Origin of the sequence: Streptomyces sp. NPDC032161, assembly GCF_040636995.1 — a bacterium.
In the GTDB taxonomy this organism is placed as follows: domain Bacteria; phylum Actinomycetota; class Actinomycetes; order Streptomycetales; family Streptomycetaceae; genus Streptomyces.
The window spans coordinates 549,478-575,058 of the sequence record NZ_JBEZVN010000001.1; the positions used below are offsets into that span (position 1 = coordinate 549,478).

General features: G+C 71.0%; 23 protein-coding genes and 1 pseudogene. 7 read left to right on the forward strand and 17 right to left on the reverse strand.

Going from position 1 to position 25,581, the window contains the following annotated elements; all coding sequences use genetic code 11:
* Positions 1-9 precede the first annotated feature (9 nt).
* From AB0E67_RS02260 to AB0E67_RS02285, 6 genes are all read right to left on the reverse strand, one after another.
* Positions 10-882, reverse strand: a complete 873-nt coding sequence (locus tag AB0E67_RS02260) for a TIR domain-containing protein (protein WP_362021391.1) — start codon at positions 880-882, stop codon at positions 10-12.
* Between the two features lie 33 nt (positions 883-915).
* Complete coding sequence (locus AB0E67_RS02265; RefSeq protein WP_362019788.1) at positions 916-1,488, reverse strand: hypothetical protein; 573 nt, start codon at positions 1,486-1,488, stop codon at positions 916-918.
* Positions 1,489-1,750: 262 nt separating this feature from the next.
* Entirely contained in the window at positions 1,751-2,323 is a 573-nt protein-coding gene (locus AB0E67_RS02270) for an HAD domain-containing protein (protein WP_362019790.1), read from the reverse strand.
* Between the two features lie 31 nt (positions 2,324-2,354).
* Complete coding sequence (locus AB0E67_RS02275; RefSeq protein WP_362019793.1) at positions 2,355-3,047, reverse strand: class I SAM-dependent methyltransferase; 693 nt, start codon at positions 3,045-3,047, stop codon at positions 2,355-2,357.
* Position 3,048: 1 nt separating this feature from the next.
* Entirely contained in the window at positions 3,049-3,960 is a 912-nt protein-coding gene (locus tag AB0E67_RS02280) for an aminoglycoside phosphotransferase family protein (RefSeq protein WP_362019795.1), read from the reverse strand.
* Positions 3,961-4,039: 79 nt separating this feature from the next.
* Positions 4,040-4,789, reverse strand: coding sequence for a hypothetical protein (locus tag AB0E67_RS02285; protein ID WP_362019798.1), 750 nt, complete (start codon positions 4,787-4,789; stop codon positions 4,040-4,042).
* Between the two features lie 225 nt (positions 4,790-5,014).
* On the opposite strand from AB0E67_RS02285, the gene AB0E67_RS02290 reads away from it, so the two are divergent.
* Together AB0E67_RS02290 and AB0E67_RS02295 are read left to right on the forward strand one after the other, a co-directional pair.
* A complete protein-coding gene (locus tag AB0E67_RS02290) occupies positions 5,015-6,370 on the forward strand; it encodes a tetratricopeptide repeat protein (protein ID WP_362019800.1) in 1,356 nt (451 codons plus the stop codon).
* A 1-nt stretch (position 6,371) separates the two neighbouring features.
* A complete protein-coding gene (locus AB0E67_RS02295) occupies positions 6,372-6,902 on the forward strand; it encodes an NUDIX domain-containing protein (RefSeq protein WP_362019802.1) in 531 nt (176 codons plus the stop codon).
* A gap of 1,364 nt (positions 6,903-8,266) precedes the next feature.
* Here AB0E67_RS02295 and AB0E67_RS02300 read toward each other — a convergent pair.
* A pseudogene (locus AB0E67_RS02300) lies at positions 8,267-8,518 on the reverse strand (hypothetical protein); the annotation flags it as partial.
* An 859-nt stretch (positions 8,519-9,377) separates the two neighbouring features.
* On the opposite strand from AB0E67_RS02300, the gene AB0E67_RS02305 reads away from it, so the two are divergent.
* Positions 9,378-9,857: a VOC family protein gene (locus AB0E67_RS02305; protein ID WP_362019805.1), complete on the forward strand. Its 480-nt coding sequence runs from the start codon at positions 9,378-9,380 to the stop codon at positions 9,855-9,857.
* Positions 9,858-10,113: 256 nt separating this feature from the next.
* Here AB0E67_RS02305 and AB0E67_RS02310 read toward each other — a convergent pair whose 3' ends face one another.
* The 4 genes from AB0E67_RS02310 to AB0E67_RS02325 form a co-directional block, all read right to left on the reverse strand.
* Positions 10,114-10,992 carry an NAD(P)H-binding protein gene (locus AB0E67_RS02310; RefSeq protein WP_362021394.1) on the reverse strand — a complete coding sequence of 293 codons (879 nt, stop codon included), beginning with the start codon at positions 10,990-10,992 and terminating at the stop codon, positions 10,114-10,116.
* Between the two features lie 74 nt (positions 10,993-11,066).
* Entirely contained in the window at positions 11,067-11,426 is a 360-nt protein-coding gene (locus AB0E67_RS02315; RefSeq protein ID WP_362019807.1) for a DUF952 domain-containing protein, read from the reverse strand.
* A 172-nt stretch (positions 11,427-11,598) separates the two neighbouring features.
* Positions 11,599-13,050 carry a choice-of-anchor A family protein gene (locus tag AB0E67_RS02320; protein ID WP_362019810.1) on the reverse strand — a complete coding sequence of 484 codons (1,452 nt, stop codon included), beginning with the start codon at positions 13,048-13,050 and terminating at the stop codon, positions 11,599-11,601.
* Between the two features lie 320 nt (positions 13,051-13,370).
* Positions 13,371-14,324 carry a LysR family transcriptional regulator gene (locus tag AB0E67_RS02325; RefSeq protein WP_362019812.1) on the reverse strand — a complete coding sequence of 318 codons (954 nt, stop codon included), beginning with the start codon at positions 14,322-14,324 and terminating at the stop codon, positions 13,371-13,373.
* 244 nt (positions 14,325-14,568) lie between these two features.
* Between AB0E67_RS02325 and snpA the strand changes: the two genes are divergently transcribed.
* Entirely contained in the window at positions 14,569-15,237 is a 669-nt protein-coding gene (gene snpA, locus AB0E67_RS02330; protein ID WP_362019815.1) for a snapalysin, read from the forward strand.
* 246 nt (positions 15,238-15,483) lie between these two features.
* Here the strand turns inward: snpA and AB0E67_RS02335 are convergent, their stop codons facing one another.
* The 5 genes from AB0E67_RS02335 to AB0E67_RS02355 all read right to left on the reverse strand — a co-directional run bounded on the left by AB0E67_RS02335 (position 15,484) and on the right by AB0E67_RS02355 (position 20,832).
* Positions 15,484-15,843 (reverse strand): GntR family transcriptional regulator, encoded by a 360-nt coding sequence (locus AB0E67_RS02335; protein ID WP_362019818.1) that lies wholly within the window; start codon positions 15,841-15,843, stop codon positions 15,484-15,486.
* 2 nt (positions 15,844-15,845) lie between these two features.
* Positions 15,846-16,826 carry a DUF1648 domain-containing protein gene (locus tag AB0E67_RS02340; RefSeq protein ID WP_362019821.1) on the reverse strand — a complete coding sequence of 327 codons (981 nt, stop codon included), beginning with the start codon at positions 16,824-16,826 and terminating at the stop codon, positions 15,846-15,848.
* A gap of 461 nt (positions 16,827-17,287) precedes the next feature.
* A complete protein-coding gene (locus tag AB0E67_RS02345; protein WP_362019824.1) occupies positions 17,288-17,956 on the reverse strand; it encodes a DUF6304 family protein in 669 nt (222 codons plus the stop codon).
* Positions 17,957-18,056: 100 nt separating this feature from the next.
* Positions 18,057-19,079, reverse strand: coding sequence for a family 2 encapsulin nanocompartment cargo protein polyprenyl transferase (locus AB0E67_RS02350; protein WP_362021397.1), 1,023 nt, complete (start codon positions 19,077-19,079; stop codon positions 18,057-18,059).
* A 346-nt stretch (positions 19,080-19,425) separates the two neighbouring features.
* Entirely contained in the window at positions 19,426-20,832 is a 1,407-nt protein-coding gene (locus tag AB0E67_RS02355; RefSeq protein WP_362019827.1) for a family 2B encapsulin nanocompartment shell protein, read from the reverse strand.
* Between the two features lie 200 nt (positions 20,833-21,032).
* Between AB0E67_RS02355 and AB0E67_RS02360 the strand changes: the two genes are divergently transcribed.
* The 3 genes from AB0E67_RS02360 (at position 21,033) to AB0E67_RS02370 (ending at position 23,856) form a co-directional block, all read left to right on the forward strand.
* Positions 21,033-21,482 (forward strand): Rrf2 family transcriptional regulator, encoded by a 450-nt coding sequence (locus tag AB0E67_RS02360; protein WP_362019830.1) that lies wholly within the window; start codon positions 21,033-21,035, stop codon positions 21,480-21,482.
* A 156-nt stretch (positions 21,483-21,638) separates the two neighbouring features.
* On the forward strand, positions 21,639-22,835 hold the full coding sequence (locus AB0E67_RS02365) for a globin domain-containing protein (protein ID WP_362019832.1): 1,197 nt from the start codon (positions 21,639-21,641) through the stop codon (positions 22,833-22,835).
* A gap of 112 nt (positions 22,836-22,947) precedes the next feature.
* Entirely contained in the window at positions 22,948-23,856 is a 909-nt protein-coding gene (locus AB0E67_RS02370) for a pyridoxal-phosphate dependent enzyme (protein ID WP_362019835.1), read from the forward strand.
* 100 nt (positions 23,857-23,956) lie between these two features.
* Here the strand turns inward: AB0E67_RS02370 and AB0E67_RS02375 are convergent, their stop codons facing one another.
* Positions 23,957-25,561 (reverse strand): Na+/H+ antiporter, encoded by a 1,605-nt coding sequence (locus AB0E67_RS02375; RefSeq protein WP_362019837.1) that lies wholly within the window; start codon positions 25,559-25,561, stop codon positions 23,957-23,959.
* Between the last annotated feature and the right edge of the window lie 20 nt (positions 25,562-25,581).

Consider the following 25,581-nt stretch of genomic DNA (forward strand, 5'->3'; position numbering starts at 1 on the left):
AGGCTTTAGTCAGGGGAGGTTGCTGCGAACAATCACTTCCCCAGCCTCCCCCAGTACAACTACCTCCCGGCCCAGGGACTTGGCGAGCCGCTCGACAAAATCGCGCGAAATTGACTTTACAGACCCACCTGAACTCTGCGCTGCAATGACTACACTTTCACCCTCCCAGGAGGAGCGAACAGCATTCCATCCGATCTTTGCGAATGAGGAAGAAATGAACTTCTCTTCGCTGATCCGGCGAATTTCCCGAGACGGTCGCCTCGGCATCCCGTCCGCCAGTAGCGCATATCGCTCGATCTCCGCCATACGGTGATCGAGCTGCCGGGAAATGAGAAGGATCTCCTCCGTCATGTCAGCTTCAGATCGCTGCACCTTATTCGAAATATTGCCCCTCAACGAGATTGCACCGATGCCCCTAATGCTGTTCTCGAACTCCGGCCAACTTCTCTGGAAGGCGCGCTCCAACCTTTCACGCGGGATTGCCAGGCCGCCCGAAATTTCATTGATTTCGAACAGAAGCTTCTGTACGTCGTCTTTACTGTTTCCGATGACGGCCTGGAACTGACTGAGAGGGCTGATGAGATCAGTAGTTTTCATACCGATCAGGAACGGGACGACGTAGCCACCCTCGACCTGCTTGGAAAGGGCCCCAGCTTCGAAGTTGATCCAGGTGGAAGTTTGGTTCTCCGGGGTCACGCAAATGATCCCAAAATTTGTTTCAGAAAGCTCGTCCGTAATCTCTCGAACTCCTCTCCTCCCTGCAGAAATGTCCAGACTGGAAAGCCATGGGTTGATGTATTGGAGGACGTCCGGCAACCAGGACCATAAGGTCTCAGCGGTCTTCTTAGAGCGCTCTCCGGACCAGCTCAGGAATAGCTTGATAGCGACCTCCGTCCATTTTGACCAGTGCGCCTATTACTGGAATCCGATCCGATTTTCCTCACGCGCCGCCTCGAGGAGGAGCGCATGTTCCGCTTTGAGCGATCCGTACGACTCGCGAACGTAAGAAAGGAACCCGCTTCCCGGATGGCGGACCAGCGTGGATTTAGTTGGATCGGCTCCGTCCCAGTTCGCCAGAAGGGCATCATAGGTCGCTGCGTGCGCGCAAAATTCGAGGACCACGGGCGGCACCTCCCCCTCGACGATCAGATCGCCCCGGGTAGTGATGATCTCCCGCATTTTCTGGGCCGCCGGGGCGAACACTGCTTCTACCCACGTGCGCCACCGAGCCTCCTCCGATTCCGACAACGGAATATCGGCAGGGCCTACACCAATTGGCAGAATATAGCGTCTACAGTACTCGCTCCACGCCTTCTCATTCGTTTCCGTGAGAACAAGAAGGGGACCGTAGAGATCTTTTAACTGACTGCTCACCCGGTCGATTCGCGCCTCCCTCTGAGATCTTCGACTCTCGCCATGATGGTTCAGCCAGTAGGCCATGATGGCAATCAGGATGCTGGCACAGGCCGTAACGATTGCTGTGATCATCGAAGTCTCCATGGCGCCGCTTCGCGTGGTATTGAAGCATGGCATAGGAGGATCCCGCCACCCTACGAACAGCACCCTCCCGGAACTCAAAGTGGAAGTCGCGAAGAATTGCTAGTAATATCTTCCGACTGCTGCCGCGATGGTTCCATCCGTCGCGACGGCCGTTGCATATTTAGCAGAGTCTTTATGGAACTCCAGGGGACCTCAGTTTCAATGCGCCTCATCAGGGCAACTGCAGCCCTCTGCCCGGGTTCGCCTCAGGCTACTTAGGTATCGTTCGGAGCAGTGGGGCAACAGACCGGGCAGCGAGCAGCCGCTCCGCCCATTCCCGGGCCTCTGCCAGGTGGTCGGCCTGGAGCCCTGCGCAGGGGTCGGGTTGGATCAGGAGAGTCGCGGCCCCGCGAGTGGTGCGCTGTGCGGCCCGGGCGTGGTCGAGGCTGGTGAAGTCGTCGTCGATCCAGATAGCAGGCGCCTCGCCCAGCCAAGCGTCGACGTGGTCGCGCTTCCAGAGGTAGCCGTTGGGGTGGCTGGTGGTGATCTGGGGACGTGGCAGGTCGACGTACGGCAGGGTCGGAAGGCCGAGGAGCGGGCCGATGAGGGCGGTGGCGTCCTGGCGCCAGCTGGTGCACCAGACCGGGGTGACCAGGCCGGTACGGATGACGTCCATGAGCAGGCGGCCGTGGTCGGGGTTGAGCCAGACAGTGACCGGGTTGTCGGCGCTGCGGCCGGTCGGGACGACGTCGTGGCGGGCGTGGGTGGCCGGGGTCGAGCCGTGCTCGTCGGGGAAGGGTATAAGGACGCCGTCGATGTCGAGGAGCAGGTAGGGCGGGCGCATGGGTCCTCCATAGGCCGGATGAACGCGGCTGTCAGAGCTTGCGGGCGCGGATCAGCAGGGTGGTGGGCCAGTGGCCCATGCGGGGGTCGTGGAACTCCTGGGCCGAGGTGAGCCAGAAGCCGGCCTGGCTGAGGTGCTTCTCCCAGCGGTCGGTATCGAACTCCCAGCGGGCGATGGGGAGCCGGGAGCGGTCGGGCAGGGTGACGTGGTCGCGGCGGGGACGGTCGTCGCCCGAGGGGCTTCGGCCGCCACGCTGCGGGTGGGGGACGGAGAAGGCGAGCACCCGGCCGGGCGTGAGGCGTTGGGCGATGGCCGGGAGCAGGAGCTCGGGGGCGACGAGGCCGATGGCTCCGAAGACGGAGTAGATCGCGTCGAACTGCTCGTCGGAGGCGTGCAGGTAGTGCAGGGCGTGGCCAGCGACGAAGGTGAGGTTGTTCAACCGTCCGTAATGGGAACGGGCGCGGCGCACCTGCAAGCCGACCAGGTCGACACCGGTGACGTGGGAGCCGTGGCGGGTGGCGAGGTGGGCGGCGTTGTGGCCGGGGCCGCAGCCGATTTCCAGGAGTCGCTTACCGCGCAGGTCGGGGCCGAGGATCTCGGCGCCGGGACCTTGGCCGGGTCTCGTGGTCCATTCCATCCGGGCCGGTACGGAGAGAGGTTCGGCGAGTCCGGCGGCGGTGCGCTGGACGGCGTGGACGTGCCATGGGGATGCCTGGGCGAGCACGTCAGATCTCCAGGAGGTGGAGGACGTCGGTGAGGTGGCGACGGACCGCCTTGAGGTAGGCGGGATCGGTGGCCGGGTCGTTGATCCAGCGGATGGACTGCTCCATGAACCACTCGGCGGCCCACATGCGGTGCCAGCCCAGGGCCCAGTTCTCGGCGGTGAGCCCGCCGCGCGGGGCGAGGGCGTCGGGGGTGCCGCCGGCGGTGACGTACTGCTCCAGGAAGACGCGCAAGCGCACGGGGTGCGGGGGCTCGATGGTGCCGTGCCAGCTGGCGAGGTCGAGCAGGCCGGAACCGGTGAAAGCGCGGGCGAAGTCGAGCAGTCGCCAGCCGCGCTCGCCGATGTGGAGGCTGGTGGGGTGGAACTCGGAGTGCACCCAGCCGAAGGGCGCCATCGTCGCTCCGGCCGAGCGGGCCTCGGCGGCCTGGGCGATCCGGTCGAGCGCGTCCTCGACGTCGTCGGCGTCCTGCCACCGGTCGACCTTGTGTAGCCGTTCGAGATGCTCCAGCGCCCGGGCCGGGAGTGTGCGCAGCCGGTCCTGGTCGAGGACGGGCAAGGGCGGAGCCGTACGGGTGCCGTGCAGGACCACGGCCGCGGCCACGCCGTCGAGGTCGTCGGCCTCGCGGACGGACGGTCCGAGGTCCTCCATGAGCATGCCGAGCCAGCCGTCCAGGATGGCGGAGGCGTGGACCTGGGGGACGGGTACGCCGAGGGTGTGGGCCAGGCGGAGGGCCTGGTCCTCGCTGTCGAAGGGCTTCTTGGCGTACTTGAAGATGGCCGTGGAGCCGTCGGGGAAGGTCACGCGCTCGACGCCGGACATGGACCACACGCGTACCTCCTCCCGTACGGCGGTGGTCCGGCCGGTCGAGGTGAGCAGGTTGTCGAGGAGTTCGGCGCTGGGGTTCGTGGTCACGTGGGGGCTCCGGGGTGGGGTGGTGGCGTCCGGGGCGGGCGAGGGATGCCGGCCCGCCCCGGAGCCTGATCGGGTGGGGTTACGCGGCCGGGTTCACGCGGTAGGCGTAGACCTGCTCGATCCAGCCCGCCTTGAACGCGGCGAGGTCGTCACGGAAGTTCGCCATCGAGGCACCGTAGGGTGCGACCACGCCGCCGGACTGGTCCGGCACGGACTGGCAGCCGTGCACGAGCCGGCCGCCGAGCGCGGCGTGGGCCTTGATGGACTCGATGCGGCGGTGCTCGTTGAACCAGCCGCCGTGGTAGACCTCGTCGAGCATCCCGCCCATCTCGTCGTCCAGGTCGAAGACGACGGAGGTGGCGGCGGGGAAGAACCAGCACGGGCCGACGTTGGAGATGTGCCCGTCCAGCTCGACCTTGTTGAGCGCCATGAGCGTGGCCGCCTCGCGCAGCATCCGCAGGTGTCCAGCGGTGATCTGCGGCAGGCCGAGGCTGGCCAGGTGATCGTCGCGGAAGAGGTAGGCGTACACCTCGTACGCGGTGGCCAGGACACAGGCGGCGTCGGAGGTGGACTCGCCGTTCTGCTTGATGAAGTCGAGCGCGAGCTGCTCGACGGCGCTCTCAGTCGTCTCCTCCACGTCCAGGAGCTGGGCCTTGACCAGATCCCAGTCGGCGACGAGCCAGGTGTTCGACTCGAAGCGGAAGAAGTACTCGGCCGGGTCGATCGTGATGCGCCGGCCGTCGACCTGGATGCCGGGCAGGCGGCTCCAGCGCGGGTCGAACGCCTCGGGCAGCTCGACCGTGATGGTCGCGGTGTCGATGGTGGTCACCGTGGTCTCCGTCTCTGATCGGCCAGGTTCGGGCACAGGAATGCCCGAGCCTGGTGTGGGCGTACGGAACTTCGGGGTGCCGCCCGGACCAAGGGGGGAGCCTGGATCACGGTCGCGCCGTTCCGGGCGGCTGCTGATAAGTGAACCTGTGGTCATGCTCAGTGGGTACGGTGGAAGGCAGTTGAAGCGGTATACGCGGTCTACAGCTCCGGAGTGGAGGCGATCGTGGCGGCGCAGAGAGAACCCAACTCCCGTCTGCGCGATGCCATCGAAGCGGCTGGCTGCACCTACGAGGCCCTCGCCAGAGACGTACGGCGCATCGCCGCCGAGAACGGCGAGATCCTCCAGACCAACAAGTCGGCTATCTCGCACTGGGTGAACGGCACCCGTACCCCGTCGGGCCGGGTAGGCCCGTACCTGGCCGAGGCGTTGTCCCGCAGAGCGGGGCGCACGGTCACCCAGACCGAGATCGGCCTCCAGGCCGGTGATGACGAAGAGCCGGCGGAATCCGACCCGGTCCTCGCGGTCACCGGCCTGGGCCGGGCCGATGTCGAGCGCCGCCGCTTCCTCGCCATCGCGGCCTTCACCACCGCCGGGGTCGCCATGCCGCTCGGTTACGACCACGAGGCCACCGCCCGCATGCTCCGCGCCCGCGCCGGCACGTCCCTGATCGGTGCAGAGGACGTGGACGTCGTACGCCAGATCACCGCCGCCTTCAGCGCCGCCGACGAGCGCCTCGGCGGCGGTCACGGACTGACCACCGTCACTGCGTACCTCGCCGACACAGCCGCCCCCATGCTGCGCGGACGCTTCCCCAGCGAAGCCTTACGCCGGGCCGCCTTCGGCGCCGTCGCCGAACTCGCCTACCTCGCAGGGTGGAAACACCACGACCTCGGCCAGGAAGGCGCCGCCCAGCGCTACTACCAGGTCGGCTACCAGCTCGCCTGCGAAGCCGACCCCCACGGCCACGCCGCCTGGATGATGCGCGCCCTCGCCCACCAGGCCCTGAGCCTCAAGCAGCCCCACCACTGCGTCGACCTCGTCGAAGGCGCCCTCCGGGCTGGACTCGGTCACGTCGACGGTCAGACCGAGGCCCTGCTCCACATCACCCACGCCCGCGCCTACGCCGCAGTCAACGAGAGCCCCTTGGCCGCGCGCGCCCTGCTCTCCGCCGAGGACGCGCTCCTACGGGACGACGGCCCCCAGCCCAGCTACTCCTGTGTGAGCGGTCCCGCCGCCGGCACGGTGGCCAGCCACACCGCCCGCACCCTGACCGACCTCGCCGACCACGTCGGCACCGAGCAGCAGCACCGCGATGCCCTCACCCGCTGGGACCCCGCGAAGTACAAGCGCGTCCACGCTCTCACCCACGCCGACCTCGGCGACAGTCTCGCCGCCCAGGCCCGCGCCGACGAAGCCGTCGCCGCCTGGACCCAAGCCCTGGTCCTCATGGAGGGCATGACCTCCGACCGCACCCGCAAGGCGATCGCCTCGATCCGCTCCACGCTCGCGGTCTACCAGCGCCGCCGCGTTCCCGGCGCCGCCGATCTCGCCCGCCGCGCCCGCGAGGCCCTCGCCTAACATGCCCAACAACCCGCCCGACGAAGGGAACACCGTGACCCAGCAGACCGGCGACCAGCCGAAGGCCCTTAAGCCGGCGCTCGAATCGATGACCCTGCTGGTCGCCGCCGTCATCGTCCACGACAAGGCCGCCAATTGCGTGGTCCTTCTCCAACGCAGCGAGAACGCGAAGTTCGCCCAGGGAATGTGGGACCTCCCCGTCGGCAAGAGCGAGCCAGGCGAGCCCATCACCGAAACCGCGGTCCGCGAGCTCTACGAGGAGACCGGCCTCACGGTGAAGCCCGAGTCCCTCAAGGTCGCCCACATCATCCACGGCGCCTGGGGCGTCGAGGCCCCAAACGGCTTCCTCACCGTCGTCTTCGCCGCCCACGAATGGACCGGCGAACCCGAGAACCGCGAACCCCGCAAGCACTCCCAGGTCCGCTGGGTTGATGCCGAAGCCATCCCCGGAAATTTCGTCGACACAACCGCCAGCGCCCTCCACCGCTACCTCGCGGGAGGTCCGGAGGTTTCCCTCGACGGCTGGCAATAGCGGCCCATGCGTCGTCTTGGACACCTCAAAGCCACCTCGCCAAAAGAGCCAGCGATTGACTTACCGTCACTCGTAGGGTGAGTCCTTGGCCAACGGTGAGCCCCTTCGATGAGGAACCAAAGTGACAATAGGCAGTGATCGAGATCAGGTTCGCACTGTTCCCCAGACAGGTGGGAACCATGCCGGATCAGGACAACCGCGCTGGGCGTGGTGGGTCGTTGGGATTGTCATCCCCGTCATCGGCATTCTTGTCACACTACTCGCCAGCAGGGCGGGCGATCCGGGCCCGGAGGCTCGCGGAGACAGCGGAAAGCCTCCTGCGGGGAGTTCCGACTCGGATGGGCTACCGGCACCCGACCCACAGCAAGCTCCAAAGATCATGTACGGGCCGGAAGCGATCGCGGTCAAGGTAAGCGCCTACGGCTCGAACCTGGAACTGGACTCGTCGAAACCGATGCCACTGGCTTCGGGAAAGGGCTCAGATCTCACCGCAACGTCAGCCGGAGACGGCACAAACGCCAGCACAAGATTCTTCGCACCCCCTGCTGAGGACCGGCTCGCACCGCTACCCCAAGGGTCCCCCAAGCCCACGGCCGCCGCGTGCGGTGAAGCCATTCGACGGAACGCCTCCTATGAGATAGACAATCTCATCTCGGGACGGCAGTTCTGCATGTACACGGACGAAGGACGAACGGCTTACGTCCGGGTGATCTCAGCACCGGCAGCCGGCAATGTGATCAAGATAGAGGTGACCGTCTGGAACCTGGCCTCCTAATTTCCCGACGGGCCAAGTTCCGCCTGGATCGGCAACTACCTCAGCCGAAGGCAGCCCAGCCAGTCCGCACACAGTCCGCAGGACACCCGATTAAGACCGTCGCGCCCCATCGCCAGCCATCAGCAAAAGGCCAGGTCAGCGGCCCACAGGGAAGATCCCCGCAGGTCACCGACCTGGCCGATTACTAGGAGACCAAGAAGGCGTGACCTTCGGTCATGCCTTCTGACCCGCGCCTTCCTCGGTCACCGGGTCCTCCAGACCGAACCCGGTCCGCGGGCCGCCGAGCACGGCGTCCACGACGGCCCGGGTGCGGTCCGTTCCGCCCGGCCGCGGGTGGGCGCGGATCCGCGGCGTGATGACGGCGGACGCGCGGCCGAGGACCGGCCGGACCTGCTCGACGCTCGCACCGCCGCCGACGAGGGCGGGGTGCAGAAGTGCCGCACGTCCTGGGTCACCACACGCGGTAGCACGACGAACCTTCGGCTCTCGCGCTCCGCCGCTTGCAGCGCCCTGCGGGCGCAATTCCACTCCGCCTTCCAGCGCCGGTAGTTGAGCGACTCCCCCGCTTCCATCGTGAACAGTCGTTACGTCAGGCTGCATCGGTTTCGCTCGGCACAGCGGGTGCGGCAGTCCGCACAGCAAGCAGCCGTCCCGCCCAGGCCCGGACCTCGGCCAGGTGTTCAGCCTGGAGCCCGGTACGAGGGTCGGGTTGGATCAGGAGGGTCGCCGCGCCACGAGCGGTGCGCTCTGCGGCCCAGGCGTGGTCGAGGCTGGTGAAGTCGTCGTCGATCCAGATGGCAGGGGCGTCTGCCAGCCAGGCATCGACGTGGTCCCGATGCCAGGCGGTGCGATGACCGCGCGACCAGGGCGGCCGAAACCGCCTGCGCAGCCCGGCTTCGGCTGGTGCCACTGGCACCGAGACCCATCCGGCGCCGCGGTCCTGATCAACGTCATCGAGCAGGCTCCGGTGCCGGGGTCGGCCTGTACGCGTGCGCCCAGTGTCGGGAGCAGCGCCGACTGCGTCCGTGCGGTGAGCGGCCGTGACCGGGCTCGTACCGGCCCGGGAAGGGCTCGCGTCGGCGTGCCGGATCGGTGAGCACGAGGAGTGCCCGGGGCCGGGCGTCACCCGGCCGGAACCGCCCCCGCCCCGCTCCGGAAGCGCGACGCACCGCATCCGCGGGACCGTGCGTAGCGGCGCCGAAGGCCCTGGGCCCCGGCCCCAACTCCCGTCCGGCAGCGCACCGTTCCCCGCGCGAGCGTGGTCGCCCTCGTCCGCAAGACCCGAACCGGCCTAATTGTCACCCCGATTGTGAACGTGGTTCGGACAGCCGGTACCTTCTCGATCAACGTCGGGAGGGCACCGCGTCGCCATCGGGCGGCGCGGGGATTCGGCGTCGCCCCGGTGCGGTGATGAGGCACGGCTCATGGACCGCCGAAGCCCGCCCCGGACATCCCGGCAGGAGCGACGCGACCCGTTCGGTCGCGGCGAACACCTGGGCGAAGAACGGAAGATGTGACCTGCGCTCGACGGGGCGCTCGGCGCGTTGACCGCCTTCTCGAACGCGTTGCCGGTGATGATGGCCGTACCGACGTGAATTCCGATGCCTCCAGTGTGCGACCGACAAGTCCCCTGGGCGGGATCGGTCGATATGAGTGGACATGCGTATCCGGCGGGTATGCGCTCACGACAGGAGACAGGGATGACCACCGAGGGCTTCACCACGTGTCTGTGGTTCGACGGGCAGGCCGAGGAGGCGGCGGAGTACTACCTCTCGGTGTTCAGGAACTCCCGTCGCGGCAGGACCGTGCGGTACACGGAAGCCGGGCCCGGGCCCGCGGGGTCGGTCATGACCGTCGAGTTCGAGATCAACGGCCAGAGGTTCATCGGGGTGAACGGCGGACCGGAGTTCACGTTCAACGAGGCCGTCTCGTTCCAGATCGGCTGCGCGGACCAGGACGAGGTGGACTACTACTGGGGCCGGCTCACCGACGGGGGCGAAGAGGGGCCCTGTGGCTGGCTGAAAGACCGCTACGGCGTCTCCTGGCAGGTCACCCCCGACCTGCTGGCCGATCTGCTCGCCGATCAGGACGCGGCGCGGGCCGCGCGGACCACCGCGGCGATGATGACCATGAAGAAGCTGGACATCGCCGCGCTGCGGAAGGCGCACGACGCGGGCTGAGGCGTGGCGGGGGAACGAGCCCGACGACGAAGTCGACGAGGGCGCGTCAATCCGCGGAACGGGGCCCCGGACCCGCCGGCCACAGGCGTCCGCGCCCGCCGCGTCGTCGACGCGTCAGCGGAACGCGCCACGGCTCGCCGGGCCCGGGGCGGCACCGGATGTCGTGCACGTACGGCGGCGGGTCCCAGGGCCCCACGGCGCCTCCGTACGCCTCGCCTCGTGACCCTCCGCCCTGTTCGGCTCCCGGGCGTCCCGGTCAGTCCGGCGGCGACAAGTGCCGGTAGCTGTCCGGATGTTGCCTCAGGTAGGTCGCCAGGTCCATCGCCGGGTGGCCGGTGAGGGTCGGCACGGCGTCCGAGACCACGGCCATCTCGCCTGCCGCGATGGCCTCGTACGACGTCACCCAGCCGGTCACCTCCCAGTCCTCGGCGCCGTACCGCGCCCGCGAGGCGTACGCCTCCTCGCGGGTCTCCGGGACATAGGTGATGGTCCGGCCGGTGGCCCGGCTGAGCTGTTCGGCGGCCTCGGCGAGGGTGAACGCCTCGGGGCCGGTGAGGTCGTAGGTGGCCCCGTCGTGGCGGGTCGCGTCGCTCTCGGTGTCGGCGAGGAGGACGGCGGTCGCGGCGTCCGCGATGTCCTCGTGCGCCACCGCCGCCAGCCGGCCGTCGCCGCCCGGACCACGCAGGACGCCGTCCGGGCCGGTCATCGCGGGGAGCGCGGCGAGGTACAGGCTGTCGCGCAGGAAGGTGTGGCGGACGTCGGCGACCCGGATGTGCGCCTCGGTGTACCAGTGGTCCCGGGCGAACGTGAACGTGGCGTCCGGCGAGGCGCCGAGGAAGGAGACGTACACGATCCGTTCGACGCCGACGGCCACCGCCGCGTCCACGGCCGTCATGTGCTCGCGTACCCGGTCGGGGCTCTCGTGCGCGGAGACGAGGAAGAGGGTGTGCGCCCCGGCGAGGGCGAGTCGCATGGCCTCGCCGTCCCCGTAGGAGGCGGGCGGCGCGGCCACGGCTCCGGGTAGTTCGGGCAGCCGGGACAGGTCGCGGGTGAGGAGCCGGACGGGGACTCCGGCGCGCGCGAGGCGTCGTGCGACGCGTCCGCCGACGGCACCGCTCGCGCCCGTGACGGCGATGACGGGCGCGGCGTGGGCAGAGGAACCCGGAGCAGGGGAACTCGGGACAGTGGGGCCGGTGCGGTCCGAGGGGTTCACGCGCGCTCGCCTCCCCCGCGCGGCCAGGGGCGCACCTCCACGACGGCGTCCACCGGGACCGGTCCGTAGATGTGCGGGAAGTCCTCGCCGCCGGGCACGGCGGGTTCGTACCGTACGGGGACCGGCAGCCGGTCCGGGTCGATGACGAGGACCACCAGGTCCTGGTCACTGGCCCCGGCCCGGCTCCCGGCGCCGTACAGCATCTCGGCCACTCCGTCGAGCTGGTGCGGCAGCGAGCAGTGGATGAAGCCCTCTTCGTGCAGGGTGCGACCGCGGGTGGACATCTCGTACGTCCCGATCCCGCGGGCCGCCTCCCACAGGGGGCCTTCGGTGAGGTGCAGCAGCAGTTCGGCCATGGGCCAACGCTAAGGGCTGCCCCGTGATCCGTGGTGGATCAGCGCGCGGCGTCGGAGGGGGTGCACCGCAAGGGGCAGGAGCGTCCGCACACCGGATGTGTGCGGACGCTCCGACGGCGCGGCGAGGCGCCGCGGCCGTCGTCGGGCGGCGGCGGGGGTGCCGGACAGGCCCTCAGCCGCGCCGACGGGTCCTCCGTGCCATCAGCGTGGCCGCCGATCCGGCGGCGAGCAGAAGTGCCGCGGTGCCGCCCAGCACCCAGGATCCCCGGTCGAGGCCGGTCTTCGGGAGCGCGCCCCCGGGACCGCCGGACTCACCGGAACCGCCGACACCGCCGGAACCTCCCGGCGTGTAGGGCGGCAGGCCGTGGAACGGGGTCGGTCCGGGCGCGGGGCTCGTCGGTGTGGGAGTGGGGGTCGGGGCGGGGGTCCGCGTCGGAGCGGAGGTGGGCGTGGGGCTGGGAGCGGGGGTGGACGTATCGGTCGGGGTCGGAGTGGGGGTGGGGGTGGGCGTGGGGGTCGGTGTCGGCGTGGGCTCGGCACCGCAGGTGGGCAGGTCCCCTTCGAAGGGGTACGCGTGCAGTTCCTGGCCGCCCGACTGCCCCTCCGACGTGTGGGTCAGCGAACCGGCGGTGTAGAAGCGGCCGTTGGTGCCGCTCATCGCGAGCGTCGTCGTGCTCGACGGGTTGCCGACCAGCACACTGCCCTGGAACTGCCCGGCGCCCCTCAGCCCGATCCCGGCCGCGTCCGGGAAGTTCCACATCAGGCGTTCACGGAGCCCCTCCCGAGGCAGCGACCCCATGAAGGTGCTGATGGCGCGGCTGCCGCCGTAGATGTTGACGAGCACGGTCGCGCCGTCCGGGATGCTCTCGAACCTGATGTCCTGCTGTCCGCCCTGGGCGTTCGTCACGTCGGCGTCCAGGGCGAAGACCTGGAGCGCGGAGGTGCCGTCGCCCGTGAAGACGGTCTCGAAGCCGTGGTTCTCGACGGTGCCCGTGGCCGGGCGCCGGTGGTCCTCGCCGTCGTCGTACGCGTAGCAGCGGCTGGCCCGGGTCAGCCGGTCGCGCAGGGCGGTGTACGGCGCCGTGGCGTCGGGGTCCTCGACGGCGGTCGGGATCACCGTTCCGTCGAGGTTCCGCGCGTACTTCACCACCCCGTGGCTCGTGCCCTCCTCGGCGAGCAGTCGTTCGCCGCTCGCCACGGTCAGGTCCCCGCCCACGGTGAGGTAGTCGGAGCCGTCGGGCGGCGGCACCCGGGAGCCGACGCCGGCGACGCCGACGTTGTAGATCTGCGAGGCGTCAGGACGTTTGTCCATGTCGAAGTCGCCGAGAACGACGACCTTCCCTTCCGCCTCCGCGGCGGCCTCCCGGACCAGGAAGTCCCCGCCGACGAAGATGTTGATGTTGCTGTCGTGGTGGGTGACGGTGCCGTTGTTCGGGTCGGTCCAGTTCGTCGGGCAGTCGCTCCCCAGGCAGGGGCCGAGACCGCCGGGCAGCGGATCGGCCATGGCGGCGGGTGCCGGCGCGCCGACCATCGCCGCGGCCGCCACCACGGTCACGGCTGTTCGGACGCCACTTCTGCCGACCCCGCCTCCGCCCATGCCGCGTCTACGCATAAATGTAGCCATACAGAGCAATATGCATATTTATTTCGGGAACGCCCGCTATGCCACGCCGAAAGCGCCTCGAAACATCCAAGCGCATCCCGAAACGCCCGGAATGTCGACTACTCCGAGGCGCCGGCCGGGCGGGACACGGCTCACGCGCGTGAGCGCGACGAGCGCGAGAGGCACGCGCACGGGTGGCGCGCGCAGGTGATCGGGTGGTGGCCGGGTGACGGGGTGATCGAGTGACCGGGCGGCGCGCGCGGGTGGCCGGGTGACGGGGTATCCGAGTGACGGGGTGACGCGGGCCGGTCACGGAGCCCGCGAGACACCATGGCGACGCGCTACGGGGCGCTGACGAGCGGGCTGCGGTTGCGCAGCAGCCATTGGCGGTACCCGGCCGCCCGGTGGGCCGCCTCGCGGTAGGCCGCCTCCAGCTCCGCGTACACCGTCCCCATGTCGGCGCCCGGCCGGGACACCAGCAGCAGTCGTACGGCGAGGGGATCGTCGCGCAGGGGGCGGATGGCCATGTCGTCGCGCGGTCCGGACGTGGGCTGGCACGGGGCGACCGCCTCGCCGAGCACGACCAGGGACGCGGCGGTGAGGTAGTCGCCGTGCAGGACGGTCGGTGCGAGCCCCGCCTCGTCGAGCACCCGGCGCAGCCCGTCCCACTCGCCGTCCACCGTCGGGTCGACCATCCAGCGGTCCGCGGCCAGGTCCCCGAGGTCGACGACGGACCGGGCGGCGGCGGGATGGTCCCGGGCCATGCAGACGAACTGCGGTTCTCGGTCCAGGAGCACGCGTTGCGTCAGCCCCTCGGGGACGGTCAGCGGGCAGCCCTCGACCTCGTGCACGAACGCGACGTCGAGCCCGCCGGCCTCGACCGTGCGCAGCAGGGCACCGGCCGACACGTCGACCCGCAGCGAGATGTCCGTGTCCGGCAGCCGGAGCCGCAGCCTGCGCAGCCAGCCGCCGACGACCCGGCTCGCGGTGCTGCCGATACGCAGCCGGGGGCCGGACGCCCGTACCGCGTCGGCCTCCGCCTTCGCGTCGCTGACCAGGGCGGTCATGCCGTCGACCAGGGGGCGGGCCCGACTGAGGACCGCGCGGCCGAGCAACGTCGGGCGGCAGCCGGTCCGTTCGCGGCAGAACAGTTCGGCGCCGAGGGTCTTCTCGATCCGCCGCAGCTGGGTGGTCAGGGAGGGCTGGCTCACGCCCAGCCTGCGGGCGGCTTGGTGCAGGCTGCCCGCGTCCGCTATGGCGCACAGCGCCCTGAGGTGTCTCACCTCAAGCTCCATGCCGTCGAGCGTAGGACGGCGGGCAGCCGTCGCACCAGATGTCCGAACCCCTTCAAAGTCCATGAATTCACCGGGAGTTGGCCATACGGCCGGGGTCGGTACCGGAGCCGGTGATAGGGCGGGGCTATCGCCGGTTGACATCATCCGCCGGGGCTTCCGTTCCCCGACACTCTCTCCGTACCGCTCCCGTCCGATTCCGTTCATCGGACGGTCCCTCACATCGGTAACCGGTAGGAGACCCCCCATGAGACACCCCAGGACCGTCATGTCGGCCGTGGTCGGCCTCGGCTTCGGGCTCGCGGCCGCACTGGGCACCGCACCCGCCATCGCCTCCTCCCCCGCTCCCGCCCCCGCCGCACCGGCGGCCCAGGCCGGCTACACGGCTCAGGCCGGTTCGCACGAGGACGCCGCGGCCAACGAGGCGTTCTTCGAGGCGGTCGTCAAGTCCGTCGCCGAGAAGCGGGCCGCGAACCCGGGCGCCCAGGCGGTCACGATCGTCTACAGCGCGGCGAGCGCGCCGAGCTTCCGCACCCAGATAGCCAACAGTGCGCAGATATGGAACAGCTCGGTGTCCAACGTGCGGCTCCAGGAGGGCTCGAACCCCGACTTCAGGTACTACGAGGGCAACGACTCGCGCGGCTCGTACGCCAGCACCGACATGCACGGCCACGGGTACATCTTCCTCGACTACGCGCAGAACCAGCAGTACAACTCGACCCGCGTGACCGCGCACGAGACCGGGCACGTGCTCGGGCTCCCGGACCACTACTCCGGCCCCTGCAGCGAACTGATGTCCGGCGGCGGGCCGGGCCCGTCCTGCACCAACGCCTACCCCAACACGACCGAGCGCAGCCAGGTCAACTCCCTGTGGCAGTACGGCTTCGCGGCCGCCCTGGCACGCCAGTCCTCCTGAAGGCCGTCCGGCCCGGACCGGACGTCCGGTCCGGCTGACCGGTGACGAGCGGGGCCACTCCGTAGGACGGGGCGGCCCCGCCCCCGCCGTCGGCCGGACGGCGACACGGCCCTGCGGCACGACGCGGCACGGCCGCGGAGGGCCCCCGCGGTACGGAGACCGGCCGGAAGCGGACGGACACCGCTCGGCCCGGCGGTACGGTCGCGGGAGAGCCGGGCGTACACGGGCCCGGCACGGACGGCCGTCCTACGGTTGGTTGAGCGCGCCACGGACCAGGGCCAGCAGCTCGTCCTCCGTCAGACCCAACTCGCGTGCGTCGGACACCACTTCGCGTACGCGCTCCAGCAGCCGGGCACGGTGCGGGGAGGCGCCGCCGGTGACGACCGCGCCGCGCCCCCGGCGCAGTTCGATCAGCCCTTCCTCGCGGAGCTGCTGATAACCACGCAGCACGGTATGGACGTTGACCCCGAGGGACTCGGCGAGGACCCGGGCGGCGGGCAGTCGCTCGCCCGAGGTCACCGTGCCGTCGGCGACCGCCCGGCGGACGGAGGCGGCGATCTGGTCGCCGAGTGGCGCGGTGGACGTGGGATCGACCCTGAAGAGCATGGTCAGCGTTCCGCCCGTCGCTGGTCGATCAGAGTGTTGAGGAGCGCGGCGGCGGTCGCCGAGTCGTCGACGGTCACCGCGAACTCCCGGCCCCCGGCCAGGGTCGCCACGACGCCCTCGCCCGAGCGGACCATGAGCCCACTGCGCGCGGGCCGGATGCGATAGCCCCATCCACCGAACTCCGCGAGGGGGTTGATGTCCCGGCTGACGGCGGACTCGATCCGGTCGAGCGGCACCCTCAGCCGCGGCCAGGGCAGCATGCCCGAGATGGTGACACCGCGCCGGTCGACCACGACGTACGGCCGGGCGAAGACGACCAGCAGCACGCCGAGGACCAGCGGCGGAATCGCGGCAGGCCAGCCCGAGGTGAGCAGCAGTACGACCCCGCCGGCCACGAGCGCGAACGCGAGCAGCGGCGTCCACCAACTCCCCGCGCTGCGGGCCCATCCGGCGACCTCCCCATCGGCGAGCGTGATCCGCGGACCGTCCTGTGCCGGCACCGCCTCGGGGGGCTCCGGCACGGGCAGGAGCGTCGCCGCCGCCAGCCCCAGTCCACCGGCGACCGCGGCGACCGCCAGGGCGGCCGCGAGCTGCCACATCGGGAACGACACGCCCTGCGCCTCCCCCTGCGCGTTCGCACCGGCGTCCACGTTGGCCAGCAGCGTGGCGGCCATCAGCCAGCCCAGGAACCCGACGAAGGCGTATCCGGCGGCGACCATCAGGTGGTGGGCCCGCCCGTAGAACTTCCCCCGCAGGAACGTCAGGGTCCACAGCACACCCGTCGTCGCGAACAGCACGGAGCCGCCCACGACGTGCCACTCCCGCCCCATGTACCGGTCCGCCCGGCCGTCGGGGCGGAAGTGACCGGCGATCTGCTCGGGAATCCGGTCGCGGAGGACGACGAAAGACACCAGCTCGACCACGAGCGCCAGCAGGAACGGGAACGCGACGACGACCGCGCCGCCCAGGTTCTTACGCTTCATGAAAACCTCCCTTGTTAGCATGATAGTAGAACAATGGAGTGGCGGGGAGGAAGTCCGGGGGACGGAGGAACGTCTCGACCGGGCCGGACGCCGCGGGCCGGACGGGACTTTCGAAACACGCCCCGGCCACGGAGCCCGTGCCGTCGGTCGCGGCCGGTCGTGGCCGGCGCCCTCGGCCGGACGCGGCCCTTGCGGTTCGTACGGTGACGTGAGGCGGGGCGCCCCGGCCCGCGGGTCGGCGGGACGGCGGGGCGGCAGGACGCCGGGGGAAAGCCGATACGGCACCGGTGCGGCACGGCGGAACGGAGGCGCTCCGCCCGGCCGTGCCCGGGCCGCCCGGGCACGGCCGGTAACGGAGCACCGAGGGCCGGTCGATTCAGCGAAAGGTCACGGCGCCGGACTCTTCCAGCCCGTTCCGGACCAGTTCATGACAGTCGATCGCGGTTCGGAACGGTGCCGGATCAGGCCAGTTCCAGGGGGAACGCGCCCCGGTGCCCGGTACCCGCGCCCTGCTCCGGCCGGGGCTCGTACTCACGGCAGCTCCAGATCTCCTGGACCAGCCCCGTCCGCCGGCCCCACAGCTCCCGGACGGCCCCCTCGCCGGCCGCCTCGCGGTAGGCGTCCTTGACGCCCCGGAAGCAGGCGAGCCCGCCGGACAGGCCCCGGCCGGAGGCCGGAAGGTAGTCCGAGAAGGCGCAGGCGATGCAGGACTGGAGGCGGACCCCCGGCGGCAGGGCGCGCTGGATCGTGGCGAGCGCGGAGGCGAAGTCGCTCTCCGCGCGGTGGGATCCGTACGCGGCTCCGCCGAACTGCAGCTCCAGGTACAGATACGGATCCGGGCGGCGCAGCGACAACAGGCAGCTGAGCGTGGCCTGATGGACGGTGCCGTCGCCGAACACGGGGAGCGGGAGGTCCCACTCCAGGACGCAGTCGCCCAGCACGCCGTCGACCAGGGCGAAGATGCCGTCGGGCGGCGGGGTGCCGGCCACCGGGCCGAGCCCGTCGAAGCTCTCGCCCTCGAAGTCGACGCCCCTGGTGCGGAGGCGGAGTTGCTGCCCGTCGGTGGTGAGGATGACGGCGTCGGAACCCTGCCGGTCCCGGTACCACCCTGCCCATGACTCATCTGTCATGGGCAGGGACTGTAGCCCGTGCCCATGACAGTCGCCCCGTCACCCTCCGCTTCGTCCCGCGGGCCCCGTGACCTCGGCGCCCCTGCCGTTCCCGCCGCCTTCAGTACGTACGACGGGTGACGAATTCCGCCAGGGTCAGGAGGTCACCGCCCCGGTCCGGATCGGGCACCGCGCGCGAGAGGTGGTGGACCGCGCGCCCCATCCGGTCCGCCGCGCACACCTGGGCCCAGTCCCGGCCGCCGGCCCGTTCGATGGCGTCGGCCGCCCGGTCCACCTCCGCGGGTGTGTTCATGGATCCCCGGTAGAGCGCGGCGAGTTCGGCTGCGGCCGGGGTTCCGGACGTCAGCGCGGCGACCACCGGCAGGGACTTCTTGTGGGCGGCCAGATCCGCCCCTACGGGCTTCCCGGTGCGTTCCGGGTCTCCCCAGATCCCGATCAGGTCGTCGATCAGCTGGAAGGCGAGGCCCGTCTCCCGGCCGAATCCGTCCATGGCGCCGACGGCCCGCTCCCCGGCACCCGCGTACAGCGCCCCCAGCGCGCACGCGCAGCCGAGCAGGGCGCCGGTCTTGGCCGTGGCCATGGTCAGGCACTCGTCCAGCGAGACCTCGTCCGGCCCGCGGTCCTCGAAGGAGCAGTCGGCCTGTTGCCCGGCGCAGAGTTCGACGACGCAGGTCGACAGCCTCGCCGAGGCACGGGCCGCCACCGGGCCGTCGTCCTCCGCGAGCAGCCGCTGGGCGAGGGCGAGCATCGCGTCACCGGTGATGATCGCGGCCGGGATGCCGAACACCGTCCAGGCGGTGGGGCGGTGACGGCGCGTCCGGTCCTCGTCGATCACGTCGTCGTGCAGCAGGGTGAAGTTGTGGACCAGTTCCACGGCGACGGCCGCCCGTACCGCACGCCGCGGGTCGCCGCCCAGCGCCCGGGCGGCGGCGAGCACGAGCGCGGGCCTGATCGCCTTGCCCGCCGCCCCTCCGGAGGGGGTGCCGTCGGCCCCCCGCCAGCCGAAGTGGTACATCGCGACGCGACGGATCGATCCGGGCAAGGAGTCGATGGCCGCGCGCAGTCCGGGATCGACGAGCGTCCTGGTCCGTTCCAGGAGAGCCGCGGCCTCCAGGCCCGGCATCACGGCAGCGGGCTCCGGAACCGGTGCGGCCGAGACGGCCGGACCGCCGCCGGAGATCACGGAAGCGACCCGACCGCCGCCGGAGGCCACGGAGACGGCCGTGCCGCCGCCGGGGGGCGCGGAAGCGGCCGGACCGCCGCCGTCCGGGGCCGCGGACACCGCCGGCCCCACGCGGTCCAGGCTCATGAGAGGGGCCGGACGGTCGTCGTCCGGGGTCCGGGGGGTGGGTGAGGGGATTGCGTGGTGCGTCTTCACTGAGGCGTCGTCCTCCCGATGCCGCCCCGGGCCCGACGGCCCGGGGCGGGGTTTGTCCGGGGCCCGGCTCCGCCGCCCGGCCCCCGAGCGGCTACCGCCAGCGGCTGACCTCGACGTTCTCCAGGACGCCGAGCGCGTCCGGCACGAGGACGGCCGCCGAGTAGTAGGCCGTCACCAGGTAGGAGATGATGGCCTGCTCGTCGATGCCCATGAAGCGGACCGACAGGCTGGGCTCGATCTCGTCGGGGATGCCGGACTGCTGGAGCCCGACGACGCCCTGCTCCGCCTCGCCTGTCCTCATGCAGATGATCGACGTGGTCCGGGCGTCGGTGATCGGGATCTTGTTGCACGGGAAGATGGGCACGCCCCGCCAGGCCGGTACGTGGTGCCCGCCGACGTCCACGCTCTCGGGCACCAGGCCGCGCTTGTTGCATTCGCGGCCGAACGCCGCGATGGCCCGCGGGTGGGCCAGGAACAACTTCGAGCCGCGGCGGCGCGAGAGCAGTTCGTCCATATCATCCGGGCCGGGCACGCCGTCGTGCGGCTGGATCCGCTGCCCGTAGTCGCAGTTGTGGAGCAGGCCGAACTCGCGGTTGTTGACCAGCTCGTGCTCCTGGCGCTCGCGCAGCGCCTCGACCGTCAGCCGCAACTGCTGCTCGGTCTGGTTCATCGGCTGGTTGTAGAGGTCGGCGACCCTGCTGTGGACCTTCAACACGGTCTGCGCGACGCTCAGTTCGTACTCGCGCGGCGAGACCTCGTAGTCCACGTACGTGTGCGGGATCACGGCCTCGCCGACATGGCCGGCGGAGAGGTCGATCGCCGCCTCGCCGTACTTGTTGGTGCGCTGCTGCGGGACGTTGAGCAGTCCGGTGAGATGCGCGCGGAGCGAATCGGCGCGCTCGGCGAGGTTCAGGACGTCCGCGCGGCTCAGCGTCAGTACCGTGCACGCGGTGAGCGCACGGGCCGTGTACTCCCAGACGGCCTCGCCGTCGAGCAGGGAGCGGTCACCGAAGTAGGCCCCGTCGGCGTGGACCCCGAGCACCGTCTCGCCGCCGTACTGACCGGTGCCGACCTTCTCGACCTTGCCGTGCGCCAGCAGGTAGACGCGATCCGCCCGGTCCCCCGCGGCGGCCAGCACCTGCCCCGCGGCGACGTCCTGCTGCTCGCACCGCCGGGCCAGTTCACCGAGCACTTCCTCGTCGCCGAAGTCCCGGAGCGCGGGGAGCTCTCCGAGCTCGGCGGGGATGACCGCGACCCGGTCACCGGTCTGCACGAAGGTCACCCGGCCGTCCCCCACCGAGTAGCTCAGCCTCCGGTTCACCCGGTAGGTGCCGCCCTGCACCTGCACCCACGGCAGCATCTTCAGCAGCCACCGCGAGGTGATCTCCTGCATCTGCGGGGCGGACTTGGTGGTCGTCGCGAGGTTCCGCGCCGCCGCCGTGCCCAGACTCTGCTGGGGCGGCAACGTCACGTGCTGAACCTCTTCACCAACGGACATCTGTCGTCCTCTCGAATGACTCTCGAATGATCGGCTGACCAGCGCGAAGAAGCCTTTCAGCACCCGAGGGCGGCGCACCATTACACAAAAGAGTGTGACTAATTGGGGTTTGGACTGGGCACGACGCCCGTCGGTCCCGGTGGGCGCCGACGGGCACCCTTAAGTTGCATCCGCGATGCAACTTATCTACCGTGACGGTCATGCGGCTGACGAAATTCACCGACGTGGCGCTTCGCGTACTGATGCGCCTCGCGGTCGTCGAGAACGAGGATCCGCCGACCACCCGGGAAGTGGCGGCGACCATGCAGGTGCCGTACACCCACACCGCGAAGGTCGTCGCCAGGCTCCAGCACCTCGGTCTCGTCGAGGCGCGCCGGGGCCGCGGCGGCGGGCTCAGCCTCACCGGGGCCGGCCGCTCCGCCTCGATCGGCGGAATCGTCCGGGAGCTGGAGGGCCCGGGCGACGTCGTGGAGTGCGAGGGCGCCACCCCGTGCCCCCTGCGCTCGGCCTGCCGACTGCGCGGAGCCCTGCGCCAGGCGGAGGACGCCTTCTACGCCTCGCTCGACCCGATCACCGTCGACCAGCTCGTCGCCTCGCCCACCGGGCCCGTACTGATCGGTATCAGCGGCATCCGGCCGGCTCCCGCCTGAACCGGCCCGGGCCGTCACCGCGCGCCCGCGCACACCCCCGTCCCGCACCCCCGAGACCTCCGGGCACCACCTGCCCGGATCCACCCTGCCCAAAAATGCGAATCTGAGATACCAATTCTGATTCGCATCGAGACCGCCGAGACCAAGGAGTCATCGATGCTGTCCGAGACGTCGACCGCCACCGTCCGCGCCACCCTCCCCGCCGTGGGGGCGGCCATCGGGGACATCGCCGACCTCTTCTACCGCAAGATGTTCACCGCCCACCCGGAGCTGCTGCGCGATCTCTTCAACCGCGGCAACCAGGCGTCCGGCGCCCAGCGCCAGGCGCTCGCGGGCTCCATAGCCGCCTTCGCGACCCACCTGGTCGCGCACCCGGACACCCGCCCCGACGTGATGCTCGGCCGGATAGCCCACAAGCACGCCTCGCTCGGCGTCACCGCCGACCAGTACGACATCGTGCACAGGCACCTGTTCGCAGCCATCGCCGAGGTGCTCGGCGACGCGGTCACCCCCGAGGTCGCCGCCGCCTGGGACGAGGTCTACTGGCTGATGGCGAACGCGCTGATCTCCCGCGAGGCGCGGCTGTACGCGGAGCAGGGCGTGGCCGCCGGTGACGTGTGGCGCGAGTGGGAGGTGGTCGGCCGGACCGAGGAGACTCCCGACGTCGCGACCTTCCGGCTCCGCCCGGCCGACGGGGAGCCCGCGCCCGCCTTCCGCCCCGGCCAGTACGTCTCCGTTCAGGTGGAACTCCCCGACGGGGCACGGCAGATACGCCAGTACAGCCTCTCCAGCGCCCCTGGATCGGCGCTGCGCTCGATCACCGTGAAGCGGGTGCACGGGGGCGGCTCCCCGGACGGCGAGGTCTCCTGCCATCTGCACGCGAAGGTCGCGGCCGGCGACCGGCTGCGGGTCTCCGCCCCGTACGGCGACCTCGTGCTGGACGACGCCGACGCCCCGCTGCTGCTCGCCTCCGCCGGGATCGGCTGCACCCCCATGCTGTCGATGCTGGAGCACCTGGCCGCGACCGGCCACAGCGCCCCGGTCACCGTCGTGCACGGCGACCGCTCCCCCGCCGACCACGCGCTGCGCGACGACCACGTGACGCTCGCCGACAAGCTCCCCGACGCCACCACGCACTTCTGGTACGAGCACCCGGAATCCGGCCACAGCACCGACCGCACCGGTCTGGTGGATCTGGGCGACTTCACGATCGCGTCCGGCACCCACGCCTACCTGTGCGGCCCGCTGCCCTTCATGCGCGCCGTGCGCACCCAGTTGCTGGCCAAGGGGGTCCCGGCCGCCGACATCCACTACGAGGTGTTCGGCCCCGATCTCTGGCTCGCCCAGGACTGAACGCGGCCGGCCCCGCACGCCCCGCCGGCGCGGCCCCTTCAGGGAGCCGACGGCGGGGCATGCGTCCGCCCGGCGACCGCGGCCGTCGGCCCGGGCCTGGTCAAATGGAGGGGTGAACCGTCCCCCGGACCCCGAAGCGCTCCTGCGGCCCCGGCTGCCCTCCCCGCTGGAGGAGGTCCACGACGACCGCTTCGCCCGTCGGGGCGTGCGGCTGCTGCTCAAGCGGGACGATCTGATCCACCCGGATCTTCCGGGCAACAAGTGGCGCAAGCTCGCTCCCAGTCTGCGGGCCGCCGCCGGGCGCACCGTCCTCACGTTCGGCGGGGCGTACTCCAACCACCTGCGGGCCACCGCCGCCGCCGGACGGCTGCTCGGCTTCCGCACCATCGGGGTGGTGCGCGGCGACGAACTGGCCGGCCGCCCCCTCAACCCCTCGCTCGCCCGGTGCGCCGCGGACGGGATGACCCTGCGCTTCGTGGACCGTGCGACCTACCGCGCCAAGGCCGACCCCGAGGTGCTGGCCGGGCTGCGGCGCGCCTTCGGGGAGAGCGACTCCGGGGAGTGCTTCGTCGTCCCCGAGGGCGGCAGCAACGCCCTGGCCGTGCGGGGCTGCACCGAGCTGGGGCGCGAGCTGCACGGGCGGGCCGATGTGGTCGCGGTGGCCTGCGGCACCGGGGGCACCCTCGCCGGTCTCGCCGCCGGTCTGGCGCCGGGGCAGCGGGCGCTCGGCGTCCCGGTGCTGCGCGGCGGCTTCCTCGGCGAGGCGGTGCGGGAGCTGCAACGGGAGGCGTTCGGCGGGCCCGAGGGGACGTGGTCCCTGGACGAGCGCTTCCACTTCGGCGGCTACGCCCGTACGCCCCCGGGGCTGCACGCGTTCGCGGACGACTTCGAGCAGCGGCACGAGCTGCCCGTCGAACGGCTCTACGTCGCCAAGCTGCTGTTCGGGCTCACCGCGCTGGCCGAGGAGGGCGCGTTCCCGGCGGGGGCGACGGTCGTGGCCGTCGTCACGGGCCGCCCCTGACGTCCGGGGGACCCGTGCCCGCGCGGGCCGCCCCTGACGTCCGGCAGACCGTGCCCGCACGGGTCTCCCCCGTCAGGCCCGCCCGCCCGGCCCCGCGCGCTCACGCCGTGCCCGGCTCCTCCCGGTAGGCCGCCGCCTCCTCCAGGTCGAGCCGTCTGAGCAGGGTGCGGAGCATCTCGTCGTCGATCCGCCGCTCGTCCCTGAGCCGTACGAAGACCTCGCGTTCGGCGTCCAGCGTCTCCCCGGCCAGCCGCCGGTAGGTGTCGTCCGCCGACTCCCCGGTCACCGGGTTGGCGGCGCCCAGCCGCTCCCACACGGCGTTGCGGCGCCGTTGCAGGACGGCGCGCAGACGGTCGGTGAGCGGCTCCGGGAGGGCGTTGCGGGGGTCGGTGAGCAGGGTGTCCAGCCGGGCCTCGGCGGCGGCGGACGCCTCGCTCTGCGCCTGGGCCTCGGCCAGGGTCTCGGCGGTCGCGTCCCGGCCCGGGAGTCTCAGCGCGCGCACCAGCAGCGGCAGGGTGAGCCCCTGGACGACCAGGGTGCCGATGACGGTGGTGAAGGTCAGGAACAGCACCAGGTTCCGGGCCGGGAACGCCTGCCCGGCGGTCGTGAGCAGGGGGATGGAGAACGCGATGGCGAGCGAGACGACCCCGCGCATCCCGGCCCAGCCGACGATCGTCGGCGCCTTCCAGTCGGTGTCCGGTTCGCGCTCGCGGATCCGTTTCGACAGCCATCGGGGCAGGAACGTGGCCGGGAAGACCCAGACGTAGCGGACCACGACGACGGCCGCGAACACCGCCACCGCGTACCAGAGCGCGTCCGCCACGGCGTACGCGCCGAGCCCCCTGAGCACGAAGGGCAGCTGGAGCCCGATCAGCGCGAAGACCGCCGACTCCAGGACGAACGCGACCATCTTCCATACGGCCTCCTCCTGGAGCCGGGTCGCGAAGTCGACCTGCCAGGCACGGTGGCCCAGGTAGAGCGCGACGACGACCACGGCGAGCACCCCCGAGGCGTGCACGCGCTCGGCCGCCGCGTACGCCACGAAGGGGATCAGCAGCGACAGCGTGTTCTGCAACAGGGCTTCCCTGAGGTGGGTACGGAGCCAGTGCAGCGGCACCATCAGCGCCAGGCCGACCACGACCCCGCCGAGCGCGGCCACCAGGAACTCACCGATCCCGGAGCCCCAGCTCATGCCCTCGCCGACGGCGGCGGCCAGGGCCACCTTGTACGCGGTGATCGCGGTGGCGTCGTTCACCAGGGACTCGCCCTGGAGGATCGTGGTGACCCGGCCGGGCAGCCCGACCCGCCGGGCGATCGCGGCGGCGGTGACCGCGTCCGGCGGGGCGACGACCGCGCCGAGCACCAGCGCGGCGGTGAGCGGCAGGTCGGGCACCACGAGGTGGGCCAGCCAGCCGACCGCCACGGTCGCGAAGAGGACGTAGCCGACGGAGAGCAGCGCGACCGGCCGCATGTTGGCCCGCAGATCGAGGTACGAGCTGTCGACGGCCGCCGTGTAGAGCAGGGGCGGCAGCAGCAGCGGCAGCACGATGTCCGCGTCCAGGGTGTACGACGGCACCCCCGGCACGTACGAGGCGATCAGCCCCACCGTCACCAGCAGCAGGGGCGCCGGCACGGGGGTGCGGCGGGCCGCCCCCGCGACGGCGGCACTCGCCGCGACCAGCGCCACCAGCGGCAGTACGTCCATGTCCACGGTCCTCGCATCCG